The 12229-nt window shown below is 67.2% G+C and carries 13 protein-coding genes; 7 read left to right on the forward strand and 6 right to left on the reverse strand.

The genetic code is table 11. The features are described 5' to 3' along the window. Positions 1-175 precede the first annotated feature (175 nt). The 3 genes from ON34_RS06275 to ON34_RS06285 are packed head-to-tail and all read left to right on the forward strand — an operon-like array spanning position 176 to position 2767. Positions 176-1291 carry a ferredoxin reductase gene (locus ON34_RS06275; protein ID WP_040775465.1) on the forward strand — a complete coding sequence of 372 codons (1116 nt, stop codon included), beginning with the start codon at positions 176-178 and terminating at the stop codon, positions 1289-1291. Between the two features lie 19 nt (positions 1292-1310). After that, positions 1311-2459, forward strand: a complete 1149-nt coding sequence (locus ON34_RS06280) for a fatty acid desaturase family protein (protein WP_040775468.1) — start codon at positions 1311-1313, stop codon at positions 2457-2459. 41 nt (positions 2460-2500) lie between these two features. Beyond that, complete coding sequence (locus ON34_RS06285; RefSeq protein ID WP_245547904.1) at positions 2501-2767, forward strand: hypothetical protein; 267 nt, start codon at positions 2501-2503, stop codon at positions 2765-2767. Here the strand turns inward: ON34_RS06285 and ON34_RS06290 are convergent, their stop codons facing one another. Continuing rightward, positions 2768-3295 carry a DUF4254 domain-containing protein gene (locus ON34_RS06290; protein ID WP_040775473.1) on the reverse strand — a complete coding sequence of 176 codons (528 nt, stop codon included), beginning with the start codon at positions 3293-3295 and terminating at the stop codon, positions 2768-2770. Positions 3296-3683: 388 nt separating this feature from the next. Here ON34_RS06290 and ON34_RS06295 point away from each other — a divergent pair, with 388 nt between their 5' ends. After that, positions 3684-4010, forward strand: a complete 327-nt coding sequence (locus tag ON34_RS06295) for a hypothetical protein (RefSeq protein WP_083889176.1) — start codon at positions 3684-3686, stop codon at positions 4008-4010. Between the two features lie 58 nt (positions 4011-4068). Here ON34_RS06295 and ON34_RS06300 read toward each other — a convergent pair whose 3' ends face one another. Next, entirely contained in the window at positions 4069-4341 is a 273-nt protein-coding gene (locus ON34_RS06300) for an excalibur calcium-binding domain-containing protein (protein WP_040775475.1), read from the reverse strand. A 296-nt stretch (positions 4342-4637) separates the two neighbouring features. Here ON34_RS06300 and ON34_RS06305 point away from each other — a divergent pair, with 296 nt between their 5' ends. Then, entirely contained in the window at positions 4638-5315 is a 678-nt protein-coding gene (locus tag ON34_RS06305; RefSeq protein ID WP_040775586.1) for a DUF4389 domain-containing protein, read from the forward strand. A 13-nt stretch (positions 5316-5328) separates the two neighbouring features. On the opposite strand, the gene ON34_RS06310 is transcribed toward ON34_RS06305, so the two are convergent. From ON34_RS06310 to ON34_RS06325, 4 genes are all read right to left on the reverse strand, one after another. Further along, positions 5329-6342, reverse strand: a complete 1014-nt coding sequence (locus tag ON34_RS06310; RefSeq protein WP_040775479.1) for an ABC transporter ATP-binding protein — start codon at positions 6340-6342, stop codon at positions 5329-5331. A gap of 2 nt (positions 6343-6344) precedes the next feature. Beyond that, positions 6345-7172 carry an ABC-2 family transporter protein gene (locus ON34_RS06315; RefSeq protein ID WP_040775482.1) on the reverse strand — a complete coding sequence of 276 codons (828 nt, stop codon included), beginning with the start codon at positions 7170-7172 and terminating at the stop codon, positions 6345-6347. Beyond that, a complete protein-coding gene (locus ON34_RS06320) occupies positions 7165-8022 on the reverse strand; it encodes an ABC transporter permease (protein WP_245547906.1) in 858 nt (285 codons plus the stop codon). Before ON34_RS06320 ends, ON34_RS06315 begins: the two co-directional genes overlap by 8 nt. Positions 8023-8089: 67 nt before the next feature. After that, positions 8090-8908: a class II glutamine amidotransferase gene (locus ON34_RS06325; protein ID WP_040775485.1), complete on the reverse strand. Its 819-nt coding sequence runs from the start codon at positions 8906-8908 to the stop codon at positions 8090-8092. Between the two features lie 284 nt (positions 8909-9192). Here ON34_RS06325 and ON34_RS33355 point away from each other — a divergent pair, with 284 nt between their 5' ends. Both ON34_RS33355 and ON34_RS06335 read left to right on the forward strand, forming a co-directional pair. Further along, entirely contained in the window at positions 9193-10614 is a 1422-nt protein-coding gene (locus ON34_RS33355; protein WP_245547907.1) for a hypothetical protein, read from the forward strand. Beyond that, a complete protein-coding gene (locus ON34_RS06335) occupies positions 10604-12226 on the forward strand; it encodes a hypothetical protein (RefSeq protein WP_040775488.1) in 1623 nt (540 codons plus the stop codon). Before ON34_RS33355 ends, ON34_RS06335 begins: the two co-directional genes overlap by 11 nt. Positions 12227-12229: the final 3 nt, after the last annotated feature.

Raw genomic sequence — 12229 nt, forward strand, 5'->3', positions numbered from 1 at the left:
CTCATCCCGGTGAGCATACATCCGTTCACCATTTGCCCTATCCATAACTGTTGTTCGGCTCACATGTTTTGCCGGTTGACACCGGCCCGCAGTCATCAGTCACACTAGTTGAGTGTACAGACGTGCACTGAAATGTGGATCGCACGTCGTCAGCCCGACTGGAGGCGGAGAACGAATGGTGGATCTCGTCAACCTGGTGCAGACCCTGACCTCGCCGCACCCGCTGGATCGGTATCTGGAACTGGTCCGGCCCACCCTCACCGTGCGGGACATGCGGGCGCAGATCACCCGCGTGCACCACTCGGCGCCGGGCTCGGTGACGCTCACCCTGCGTCCGACCAGGCAGTGGAGAGGCCATCGCGCCGGACAGTACGTCCAGCTCGGCGTGGTGATCGATGGTGTGCGGCACACCCGGTGCTATTCGCCGGTCAACCCGGAAGGTGGCCGGAATCGCCACATCGAGCTCACGGTGAAGGCGCATCCCGGCGGACTGGTGTCGCAGTTCCTCTACCACAACGCCGCGCCCGGCATGGTGGTCGATCTGACGCCCGCCGACGGCGTGTTCCGGCTGCCCGAGCCGCGGCCGGAGCGCGTGCTGCTGATCAGCGGTGGCAGCGGCATCACCCCTGTGCTGTCCATGCTGCGCACGCTGGCCGACGAGGAGCATCCGGGCGAGGTCGTCTTCCTGCACTACGCGAAGTCGCCCGAAGTGCTGCCGCATCGCGGCGAACTAGAGACGATCGCGCGGCGGCACCGGAACTTTCGCATCGAACTGCGGCATCCGCGCCGACCGGATGCGCCATACGCCGACTCCGCCGCGCCGTGGGTCGACATCGCGCAGCCGAAGAGCAGCGGGTACTTCGACTACGACGAACTGGAGCGTGTGGCGCCCTGGTTCGCCGACGCGCAGACGTACGTGTGCGGGCCGCAATCGCTGATGGACGCGGTGCGCACGATCTATCAAGCCGAACTGTTGGAAGACCGGCTGCACACCGAGGAGTTCACACTGCCCGTCGTGCCCGCCGACGCCGCGCAAGCCCACGGCACGGTGCGTTTCTCGGCCAGCGGGGTGAGCGCTCAGAACACCGGTGCGCCTCTGCTGGAGCAGGCCGAATCAGCGGGCCTGAGCCCGGAGTACGGATGCCGCATGGGGATCTGCTTCTCCTGCACGGCGGTGCGCCGCTCGGGCTGCACGCGCAATCTGCGCACCGGCGAGACCGACAGCGATCCCGACCAGCCGATCCAGTTGTGCGTCAGCGCGGCGGTCGGCGACGTCGACATCGATATCTGACACCCGAAGGGGAGCATCCATGACCATTCTCACCGAAACCGAAGACGGACCACTGGTCCTGAGCCCGGAGCAGATCGAGGAGCTCGGCCGGGAACTCGACGAGCTGCGCGCCGCGATCGTCGCCGATCTCGGCGAGCGCGACCGGGAATACCTGTACTCGATCATCAAGGCGCAGCGCGGCTTCGAGATCGCCGGGCGCGGCCTGATGTATCTCGGCTTCCTCCCGCCGTTCTGGCTGGCCGCGGTGGCGGCACTGAGCGTGTCGAAGATCTTGGACAATATGGAGATCGGGCACAACGTGATGCACGGCCAGTACGACTGGATGCGGGAACCGGGCCTGAACTCCCGTGTGTTCGAGTGGGATACGGTGTGCCCGGCCGATCAGTGGAAGCACTCGCACAACTACCTGCATCACACCTACACCAATATCCACAACAAGGACCGCGATATCGGCTACTCCGTTCTGCGCATGGACGAGGCCCAGGAATGGAACGTCCTGCGGCTGGGGCAACCGCTGTACGCCTTCGTGCTGATGGTGCTGTTCGAGTGGGGGGTGATGGGCCACGATCTCGAGGTCGAGAAGATCGTGCGCGGCGAGCGGAAGTGGCCGGAGGTCAAGGAGCTGATCCTCGGTCAGTGGCGCAAGGCGGGCAAACAGGTGCTCAAGGACTACCTGGTGTTCCCCGCGCTGACCGGGCCGCTGTTCTTCCACACGCTGACCGGCAACGTCGCCGCCAACCTGGTGCGCAACGTGTGGGCCTTCGCCATCATCTTCTGCGGGCACTTCCCGACCGGAGTACAGACGTTCACCGAGGAGGAGACCGCGGAGGAGACCAGGGGCGAGTGGTACATCCGCCAGATGCTCGGCTCGGCCAACATCACCGGCAGCAAGCTGTTCCATATCATGTCCGGCAATTTGTCGCACCAGATCGAACACCACCTGTTTCCGGACCTGCCCGCCAGCCGGTATCCGGAGATGGCGCCGACGGTGCGGGCATTGTGTGAAAAATACGGTCTGCCGTACAACACCGGACCGCTCGGTAAGCAGATCGGCTCGGTGTGGAAGAAGATTTTCAAACTGGCGCTGCCGCCGCGCTGGGTGAAGAGCGAGCCGACTCCCGGTGTTATCGTGATGCGTCAGCGAAAGGCAAGCGAAGCGGGCGTGTGATGATCGGGAAATTCGAAAGCAACAAAGATCTCATTCAGGAATTGACATCCTCCGGCGCCCGGCATGTCGGCAATATCGCCAACATCATCACCGGCACTGTCGCGGAAGTCACCAGGGAGATCGGCGAGTGGGTCACCGACGCGATCGAGATGAACGAGGCCGCCGCCGCCGCTCGCCGGGACGCGGCGGCACAGCGTGATCTCGAGCGCGATCCCGATGACGTCCAGGACGCGAAGCCGCCGGTGGCCGAGACGGAGGGGTTCGTGGAAGCAGAGGTCGTCGACGCCGAGGTCGACGAGACGCGCTGATCACCACACCGGCAGCCGGCGCCGGTGTTCGATGACGTCGGTGATCAGATCCTGGTAGCCGTCGATCAGCTCGGCGAGCCTGGTCCACTGCAGGTGAGCTTCCCCATCCACCTGCAGTGGATGTGGCCGCATCGTGATTTCCTCGCCCAGACATTGTTGGGCGGCAATCCATTTCTCCGCGATGCGATCGATGACCGCGCCCAGCGTCTCCGTGTGCAGCGAGGCGCCCGACCGGTGCTCGATGTTCGCGGCGACCCAGGCGTCTATGCGCCCGATCCACTCGGCGCGCTGGGCGTCGATGTCCTCCACCAGGTGACTGCACGCCGCGACGCTGGTGCTGGAGGCTTCGGGGGCATGTGCCCGCTCCAGCGCCCGGTGTCGTCGCGCATGGCATTCGACGAGCTCCCGCGCGGCGTGCAGCACGCTGTGCCGGTCGGCGTCGTCGGGTTCACGAAATGCGCGCAGCAGTGCGGCGGCCGGTGGCAGCTCTTCGGCGCCGAATCTGCGCTGAGCGTATTCGGTTGGCATGGTGTACCCCTGCGACACGATCGGAGAATCCTGGTTACGCCAGGGCCGAGGGGGATTTCGGGGAGGGGCGCCCCTCGGCTCCGGCGCAGTCCCGCACCCGGACGGCCATCCCACAGTCCACCAGCACGGCAGAGAAACCGGGAAATCCGCGACGATGCGAGAGAAGACGGTCCGAGAAATCGGGACACTTTCAGGAAAGCGCGGTAGTCCAAGCCACGCAATAGGGTCATGGACGAATCCGAAAGCTGCCGGGAAATCGTTATGTTCCGTTACGGATCGGTCACCTGTCACCTACCCGCGGCCGCGCACCCGCGCGAATAGCCGAGCGCATTAATGGCAACCCGCCGCGCCGCCGCGCTGCGCGTCCTGGTCCGATCGGCTAGCCTCGATGTTCGTGCCCGCCTACGTGTCATCGCCCGAGCTGACATTCGGGTTCATGTTCGCGCTGGAAGACCCCGAGCGAATCGCGGAGGTCGTGCGCACGCTGATCGTCCGCAAAACCGTCTCGGTCTTCCGTCTCGCCCGGCTGTCCGACGACGACGGCCCGCCGGAGCGCTACGTGGTCAACTGGGCGGTCATCCCGCAGATCTCCATCACCACCGCCGCTCCGGATCAGGATGAGCTGCGCGCCACCCGCACCATGCTGGTCAACGCTTTTCTCAGCGAGGACGGCGAGGTCAGCCTGTATTCGGCGCAGTCGAACGGCCCGGCCTGACCGATCACCCCCGCGGTCGGGCGGCCGATCCGATCCGATCGGCCGCCCCGCGCGACGCTCAGCGAGGGACGGCGGTCGGCCGCACCGCGCAGGCTGTGCCGTCCGCTGTGCCGTCCAGTTGGTCCAGCCGTATCGAGTAGCCGGGGTCGCCGCGCCGCACCGGCGCCTTCCCGGCGACCCATGCCTCGGCGCAATCCCGGAACGGCTGCTGCGGCGCGGTCGAGGTGGCCGCGGGCTGGGACGAGGTCGAATGCCGCCGCTTCTTGCTCTTGCCGCATCCGCTCATGCTCAACACCAGCACAGCGATCATCAGCGCACCGACGATCACCACAACAGGACGAGACCTGCGCATAGTCGAATTACTCCCACTGTCAAGGAATTTGGTCAAAACGCCCGTCAGTATCCATGTCGCCGTGGCGAAGTGCAATTCTCGGGCACTCCTGGCGATGGCTGGGCCGCGCGGCGCGGACATCCGGTCGGGGCCGACCCGCGCCACGCCGTGCTGCACCGATTCGTTGGCGTGTCGGTATCGAATGGTGCCGTTTCGGAATGGCCGGATACGCCACAATCAGGACATACCGCACTGTTTGTGGCCTGGATCACAAACATCCGGAAGGAGTGTCGATCATGGAACCTGAGAAATCCGTCGTGCCGGCCAACCCGATTCGGGTGCGAGGAGAGTTGGACCCGGGGCTGTCGCGGTGGATGTGGCTGGTCAAGTGGCTATTGGCCATACCGCACTACGTCGTGCTGTTCTTCCTGCACGTCGCGTACCTGGTGCTCACGATCGTCGCCTTCTTCGCGATCCTGATCACCGGCAAGTACCCGCGGGCACTGTTCGACTTCAATGTCGGCGTCATGCGCTGGGGTTGGCGGGTCACCTTCTACGCGTTGTCCGTGCTCGGCACCGACAAGTACCCGCCGTTCAGCTTGCAACCGAGCGCGGAATACCCGGCCGATCTGGAAATCGACTATCCGGACACCCTGCACCGCGGCTTGGTGCTGGTGAAATGGTGGCTGCTCGCCATTCCGCACTACCTGATCGTCGGCGCGATGGTGAGCGGCGGTGTCTCCATCGGGATGAGTGACGGCGACGATTGGAGCGGTCCCTCGTTCCCGTTGCTGAGCATTCTGCTGATCGTCGCGTTGATCGCGCTGCTGTTCACGGCGCGTTACCCGCAGGGCGTCTACGACTTCGTGATGGGCATCAACCGCTGGATCATCCGCGTGCAGGCCTACGCGAGTCTGATGCGGGACGAGTATCCGCCCTTCCGGCTCGATCAGGGAGCACGCGAAGCCGACTGAACCCGAATGCCGATCAGCCACAATGAATCCGCCCGTCTCCACGGGCGGATTCGTATATCCGGCGGACCACGTCTTCGATCTCGGGCTCTTCGATCGACAGATCCCGCACTTCGGCCCGATCGGACACGGCGGCCAGCAACTGTGCGGCGGTGATCCGCTCCGGGTCGAAGGCCAATCGCTGTCGCATGCCGTTGCCTTCGCTGCTGAGCAGCTGGGCCGAGGGCAGGTCGTCGAAGTCCGGCGCGGGTTCGGCCAGGTCGACCACCAGGACGCGGCGGGCGCCGACGGTGGCCGCCAATCCGGTCAGTGAGCCGTCGTACACCAGCCGTCCGTGATCGACGACGAGCACACGGCCACAAAGCCTTTCGATGTCGCCCATGTCGTGGGTGGTGAGCAGCAAGGTGGTGCCGCGTTCGGCGCGCTCGGCGCGGAGGAACTCACGTAATCGCTGTTTGGACAGCACGTCCAGACCGATTGTCGGCTCGTCGAGGATCACGAGTTCGGGTGAATGCAACAGCGCCGCCGCCACTTCCGCGCGCATGCGCTGGCCGAGCGAGAGTTGCCGCACTGGTGTGTCGAGGGTGTCGGCCATCTCCAGTTGCTCGATCAGCTCGTGTGCGCGCTTGCGCGCGGTATCCGGCTCCAACCGATGAATCGCGGCCAGGATCGAAAACGATTCGCGCAGCGGCAGATCCCACCACAGCTGGGAGCGCTGCCCGAACACCACGCCGATCCGCCCGGCCAGTTGACGCCGCTGTCGCACCGGGTCCAGCCCGCAGGTGCGTACGTTGCCGGAGGTGGGCACCAGGATGCCGGTGAGCATCTTGATGGTGGTGGACTTGCCCGCGCCGTTGGCGCCGATGTAGCCCACGGCCGCGCCCCGCTCGATTCGGACGGTCATCCCGTCGACCGCGGTGAGTGTTTCGCGGCGCCTGCGCCAGCGTCGGCCGTCCTTGCGGTACAGGGTGAATTGCCTGGTCAGGTCGTTCATGTCGATGATCGCTTCCGCGCGCGGTGACTGCGCCATGCTTATCCGCCGCCTCCCTGGTAATGCCGTGTGCCCGACCGCCACAAACTCAGCGCCAGTAGCCACACCCACAGCGCCGCGACCGGAGTCAGCCAGGCCAGCCAGGAAGGCAGCAGCGGCGGACCGGGCAGACGCAGGAGCGCGAGGGTGGGGAGATAGGCCGTGAAGGCGACCGGTATGGCGAATCCGAACAGCAGCTTCATCGGCGTCGGGAATACCGACGCCGGTTGGGTCGCGGCGAACGAGCCGCCGTAGGTGAAGCTGTTGGTGAGCTCGGAGCCATCGATCAGGTAGAACTGGAGCCCGGCGGCGCAGACGAACACCCCGCCGAACAACGCGATACCGCCGAGCAGCGTCAGGGTCAGCAGTGCGGCGACGCTTGCTCTCCACTCGATGTCGTTGCGCGCCAATCCGACTCCGAGCGCGACGAGCGACACCGAGGCGCGGGCGAATCTGCGCAGCGAGATGTCGCTGGTGATCAATTGCAGCAGCAGCGGTTGTGGACGGAGGTGATAGGCGTCCAGCTGTCCCATCCTGATCAGGACGGGCAGCGTGTCGAGGTGCCCGAACAACACCTGGGCCAACGTGAAACTCGAATGGCTCAGTCCGAACAGCAGGAGCGCGGCGTCCAGGTCGAGCCCGCCGAGGACCCGCGCGCTACGGAAGATCAGCCACACTTCGGCGAGCTCGATCACTCCGAACATGAACGCGCTGAAAACATCACTCGCAAAAGACAATCGGTAGCTGCGCTGGGCGCGGATGCGGGAGCGCAACACCGCCACATAGGGCGTCGACCAAGTGCCGGAGCGCGGCGGGGCGACCTCAACCACCCTGCACCTCCAGCCTGCGGCGGCCGGCGGCCAGCAGCGCACGCCCGGCGATCCCCACCACCAGGACCCAGAACGCTTGGACGGCGACGACCGAGCAGGCCTCGGCTCCGGTGATCCGTCCCGAGAGCACGTCGACCGGCGTTTGCAGGATCGAAGGAAAGGGCGTGGCCGCCGCGATCGCGGCCAGCCACGACGGGAACATGTGCACCGGCACCAAGAGTCCGGCGAGGAACGTCCCCGAGCCGTAGTACAGCGCGCGGATGCCGCGGGTGTCCACGACCCAGAATCCGATCAGCACCACGACGAACCGGCACAGGAACGAAACCGCCACGGCCAGCGCCACACTCACCATGCCGAGCAGGTACGGGCCGGGCGTGGCGGGCATCGCCAGGCCGAAGGTGAGCGCGCCGGCCAGGACGCTCGGCAGCCCGCGCGGCAGGAAGGTGCAGGCCGCTCGCCCGAGATCATCGGCGAGATAACCGCATTGGATGTCGACCGGGCGCAGGAAGTCGATCGCGATGTCGCCGGTCTTCACCCGGTCGTCCAGCGCGCCCAGCGGGGCAGCCGTGAACTGCACCGCGCCGAGCAGTCCCTGGGAGATCCATACGTACGCGCCGATGCTGCCCTGGTCGTAGCCGCCGAAATCGCCTGCGGCGTCCACGGCGGCGATCAGCACGGCCGCACGCACGAACCCGAATACGCAGTTGGTGAACAACCCGGCGAACATGGCCAGTTTGTACTGCCACTGTCTGCGGAATCCGGCGCCCAGCAGAGCTGCGTAGAGGGCGACGGCGCTGCGAATTCGTTCTCCGACGGCACGCTGTCCGTCCCCCTCCGGTATGCCGCGCACAAGGAATTCACCTTACCGCCCGGTGCGCGAGCGGGGAAGGCTTCGGGACGGCCGCGTCAGCGGCGTGTCACGGAGCGACCGGCTGGAACGGAACGATTTCGTCGTGGCCCGGATAGATCACACCGGCCGACGATTCCGGGACTTCGTTCCACGCGCCCGGGAGGTCGCGCAGCGGCTCGGAGACCACGAATCGCGCTTCTTCACCCAGCTGGTACAGAACCTCGACCTCGGGATGCAGTGCGCGCAGGGTGGTGATGTCGGTGGAGTAGAACAACGATCGCGTCCGCCGTTCGCTGGAATATCGGAAGAACCACATCGACCTGCCGTCGGTGGTCGCGACGGTCATCTGGACCGGGGCGGCGATATCGTGGGCGCGGCCGACGTCCTCGACGAAACCGACCGCACGGGCGACCGCGCCGAGCGGGTCGTCGAGCAGTCCGAAAGTCAGCGCCAGGAAGAAGAGCAGCTCCGAGTCGGTGGAACCCTCGATGTCGGGAAAAAGGGAGGGCTCCACCGCGGTGATCAGGTCGCGTTTGGTGTCGTGGAAACCGTTCAGCTCCCCGTTGTGCATCCACAACCAGTGGGCGTGCCGGAACGGGTGGCAGTTGCTGCGCTGCACCCTGCTGCCGGTCGACGCGCGCACGTGCGCGAAGAGCAGCGACGTGCGCACCTGCCCCGCGACTTCGCGCAGGTTCTCGTCGTTCCAGGCGGGTTCGATGTTCTTGAACACCGCCGGTCGCCCGCCCAGGCCGTACCAGCCGATCCCGAAGCCGTCGCCATTCGTGGTCGTCGCGCCGAGCCGGGAGTGCAAGCTCTGATCGATCAGCGAATGATTCGGCCGGAACAGCAGCGCCTCGGCCAGGATGGGCTCACCTGAATAAGCCATCCACCTGCACATCTATCGATTGAAGCAGAACACCCGCCGCTGTGGTTCCAGTTGCTGGATGTCGGCGAAAGCGGGCGGGGTCATGGGCTTGCCATCGCTGGTAAATACGCCGCATTGCGCCGGGACGCGAAGTGCGAAATCTTGACAGGTTGGGACATTCGGATCCTGACGATTACCGATCAGGCGATTGTGGGAACTGCTGGTGAACTGCTCGCGGTCGATGTCGCGCGTCGACGCCTCCGGGGCCTCGGCGTGTTCGTCGTTCCCGGAACACGGAGAGCGCCGTGACGTGGGCCGAGGATGAGGATCTCGCCGGGGTGACCGAGCGGATCGCCGATGGGCTGCGTGGGGTGGCCCCGCCCGGGTGGCAGCGGATGGAGGCGTGGTTCGCGATGACCGTGGTCGCCGAATCGGCGCTGCTGATGGTCGACGACGGTTTCCGGTCGTTCCGGTGCCCGGTACCGGATGTGGTGTGGGATGCGGTGCGCCGGCATCGGCAGGTGTCGGCAGGGGCCGACGGCGGGCCCTGGTGGCGGTTGCTGGTACGCATCGATGCGGACGGTGTCGAGGCCGCCGCCGATTACGGTGAGGTGCCGTTCCCCGGCGAGCAATTGTTCGCACCGGAGGCCTATCTTGCCGATTTGGAACGCTATCCGCGGGATCGGCTTCCGGTGTGGCTGGCGGCCTACCTCGGGCGCGGCGAACGTCGAACGCGGCCGCCGCGCGCCGCCGCCGACGCGATGCGCGCGGACCAGCGTGCGGGTTTGCGGGCGGTGGCCGTGGACAACGAACTGCCGGAGCTGGCCGTGTTGTGGGCCCGGTGGGCGGTGCTGGCGGCAGCCTTCGTGGCGGTCGGGTCGAAACAGGGACCGCGGGTCGGTCCGTCGGTGGCCATCTTCGAAAGCGCGGGACGCAGCGGTTCGACGTTGACGCTACTGCCCGGTGACCGGGCCGTGCTGTCGGGTGGCGTGTGGGATGCGCCGGTACTGGACGCCGCCTACAACGCCGGTGCTGCGATGCCGGAATTTTTTGCCGGAGCGCCGGACTGGGTGGCCGACCCGGTGCTCAATCCGCGAGCGGCGACCGGTTTGCTGTCGTTTTGTTACTGGTGGGAGGCCGGTCAGTGGTACCGGGGTGAGTCCGCGCCGATACCGGACTGCGCGCCGGCGCTGCCCGCGGTGTGGACGGTCGGCACCGTGGCGGGTGTCGTCGGCAACCTGCTGGACGACCGGTCGGGTGGTACGTCGGACGCGGCCGAGTTGCTGGTGTCGGCTGCGCAGGCCGGTGCGGTGACTCGCGAGGCGATCGTGCAGGTCTTCGGTGACGGTGACGGCATCGACATCGATGGCGCGATGTTCCAGTTCGTGCTCGCGGATCTGGACGCGAACCACGCCCAGGGGATCGGCGAAGCGGATGCGCTCGGCCTCGTCCGGGATCACATCCGACGACAGGGTTATGACACGACGGGATATCCGCTGTCGACGTTGCGAGCCGATCGCATCAGCGTGGGCTGGGTGGTGCGTTCGCCGGTGCCCGACGGCGGGATTGCCTTGGATCGTGCGGTCTTCTATGTCGCCGACGATGGTGTTGTGGAGCGCTCGACCACGTCGGTGCCGTTGTCGGTGTTCGTCACCGGTTTCGAGCGACGGTTCCGGCTGCGGGGCAGCGGCCGAGCCTGGCCGGAGGGGGCGCGACGTGGTCGGTGAAGTTCGGCTGGATCCGGACAGCCTGCGAAATCGGGGAGCGCGGCTGGCCGAACTCGGAGACCGCGTCGGGCAAACCTATGCGGGACTGCGCGATTCCCTGGCGCGCGCCGAAGGCAGTTGGGGAGATGACGATCTGGGTGTCGCGTTCGCCAAGGAGTTCAAGCCGCACGCCGACCGGTTGCTGGCCAATCTGCGGGCGATGCAGGAGAGCCTGCACGGTACGGCCGCCGGAATAGTGGACGCCGCAAGCCAATTCGAAGTGCAGGACAGGTACGGCGCCAGCCGCGTCGGCACTGCTGCCGACGACCTGGACCCGATCGGCGCGCCGGCGCCGCCCAGCCCGAACGGCAGCGCGGGCACGTCCTCGCCCGCGGGCGTACAGGCGCCTGCCACGTCCGATCCCGCGGCACCCGCTCCGGCAGCGACTGACCCGGCGTGTCCCGCCGATCCCGTGGCGACTTTTCCGGCAGCCGCGGACCCGGTGTATCCCACGGACCGGGCTACCTCTACCGAGCGACCCAACCCCGGCGGGTCGCGGACACCGGACGCGTCCGCGGCACGCTCCACGCCGGAGGGCGGTCCGCAACGGGATCGCCCGGATCGCGCAGCGGGCCGAGAGGGAGACCGGGGAGTAAGCGGACCCGGCAGCGGTAACTCCGGCAAGCCTGCCGGAGACTCCGGTCGCCGTCCCCCGGCGTCCGCGGTGTTCCCCCCGGCCGCCACCCGGGATGCACCCCGAGCCCAAGCCGGGCGGCAGGCAGGGGCCAGCCCATCGGACGGTGTGGGACGGCGCGACACCCCGTGGTCCGGGCCGCCCAGAACGGGCGGACCACCCGCCGGTGCCGAGCCGAGGCCCGCAGGCCCTCGGTTCCGTTCTCCGCCGCGGACGCAGAATCCCGCCGACGAGTCGCCGCGCGAGCGCGATCGGCATCGCACCGCCGCGCGCCCGGTTACCAATCCCGTGGTCGGCTGGCTGGCGCGGACCCTGGCCGAGCATCACGACGTGCGGGTGGCCGGATTCGATACCCCCGGCTTGCAGGTGCCGGTCATGCGGGCATTCGTGGCCGCTGTGGACCGTGTGCTCACCGACTACCCGGTGATCGCGCTGGACGTCGTCGCGGTGGCAGAGCTCGATGCCGAATCGAGGCCGGTGTGGTGGAGTCCCGAACCACGCGATACGCGGGGCACTGGCGCCGGTCGGTCGATCACCCTCGACCAGCGGACCGCGCAGGAACCGAGACGACCGACCGCAACGTCGGAGTCCGACGCCGAGTCGGCGGAGCCGGAAATCTACCTGGCGACGCTCCGCGCATTCGGCCGGGCACTCGACTTCGCCGGTGGCGGTCTCGCAGGCAGGCAGGCGCAGCGCGTCCTGATCGCGGAGTACCTGCGACTGGAGGCGGGACGGACCAGCACACTCGCCGAGGTGGTGAGCGGTTACCGGCGCTGGCGTGCCGAGTTGACCGGCGACGCCGCGGACGCAGGCGGATTCGACGGGAGCCGGGCCGTCGGCGCCGCGTTCGCCGATGTCGTGCTGCGCGGCGACGAGGCCAGCATTCAGGCGCGAGCACTGCACGCGGTGCTGGTCGACGCGACGTCGCGGCGGGAGTAGACG

The organism is Nocardia pneumoniae NBRC 100136, assembly GCF_000308755.1.
GTDB classification, from domain to species: domain Bacteria; phylum Actinomycetota; class Actinomycetes; order Mycobacteriales; family Mycobacteriaceae; genus Nocardia; species Nocardia pneumoniae.

What these genes read in the sequence shown, in the direction of transcription:
- ON34_RS06325 (WP_040775485.1), bottom strand. Translation starts at nt 8,908, where the DNA reads ATGGCTTATTCAGGTGAGCCCATCCTGGCCGAGGCGCTGCTGTTCCGG.
- ON34_RS06305 (WP_040775586.1), top strand. Translation starts at nt 4,638, where the DNA reads ATGGAACCTGAGAAATCCGTCGTGCCGGCCAACCCGATTCGGGTGCGA.
- ON34_RS06295 (WP_083889176.1), top strand. Translation starts at nt 3,684, where the DNA reads ATGTTCGTGCCCGCCTACGTGTCATCGCCCGAGCTGACATTCGGGTTC.
- ON34_RS06280 (WP_040775468.1), top strand. Translation starts at nt 1,311, where the DNA reads ATGACCATTCTCACCGAAACCGAAGACGGACCACTGGTCCTGAGCCCG.
- ON34_RS06310 (WP_040775479.1), bottom strand. Translation starts at nt 6,342, where the DNA reads ATGGCGCAGTCACCGCGCGCGGAAGCGATCATCGACATGAACGACCTG.
- ON34_RS06290 (WP_040775473.1), bottom strand. Translation starts at nt 3,295, where the DNA reads ATGCCAACCGAATACGCTCAGCGCAGATTCGGCGCCGAAGAGCTGCCA.
- ON34_RS06275 (WP_040775465.1), top strand. Translation starts at nt 176, where the DNA reads ATGGTGGATCTCGTCAACCTGGTGCAGACCCTGACCTCGCCGCACCCG.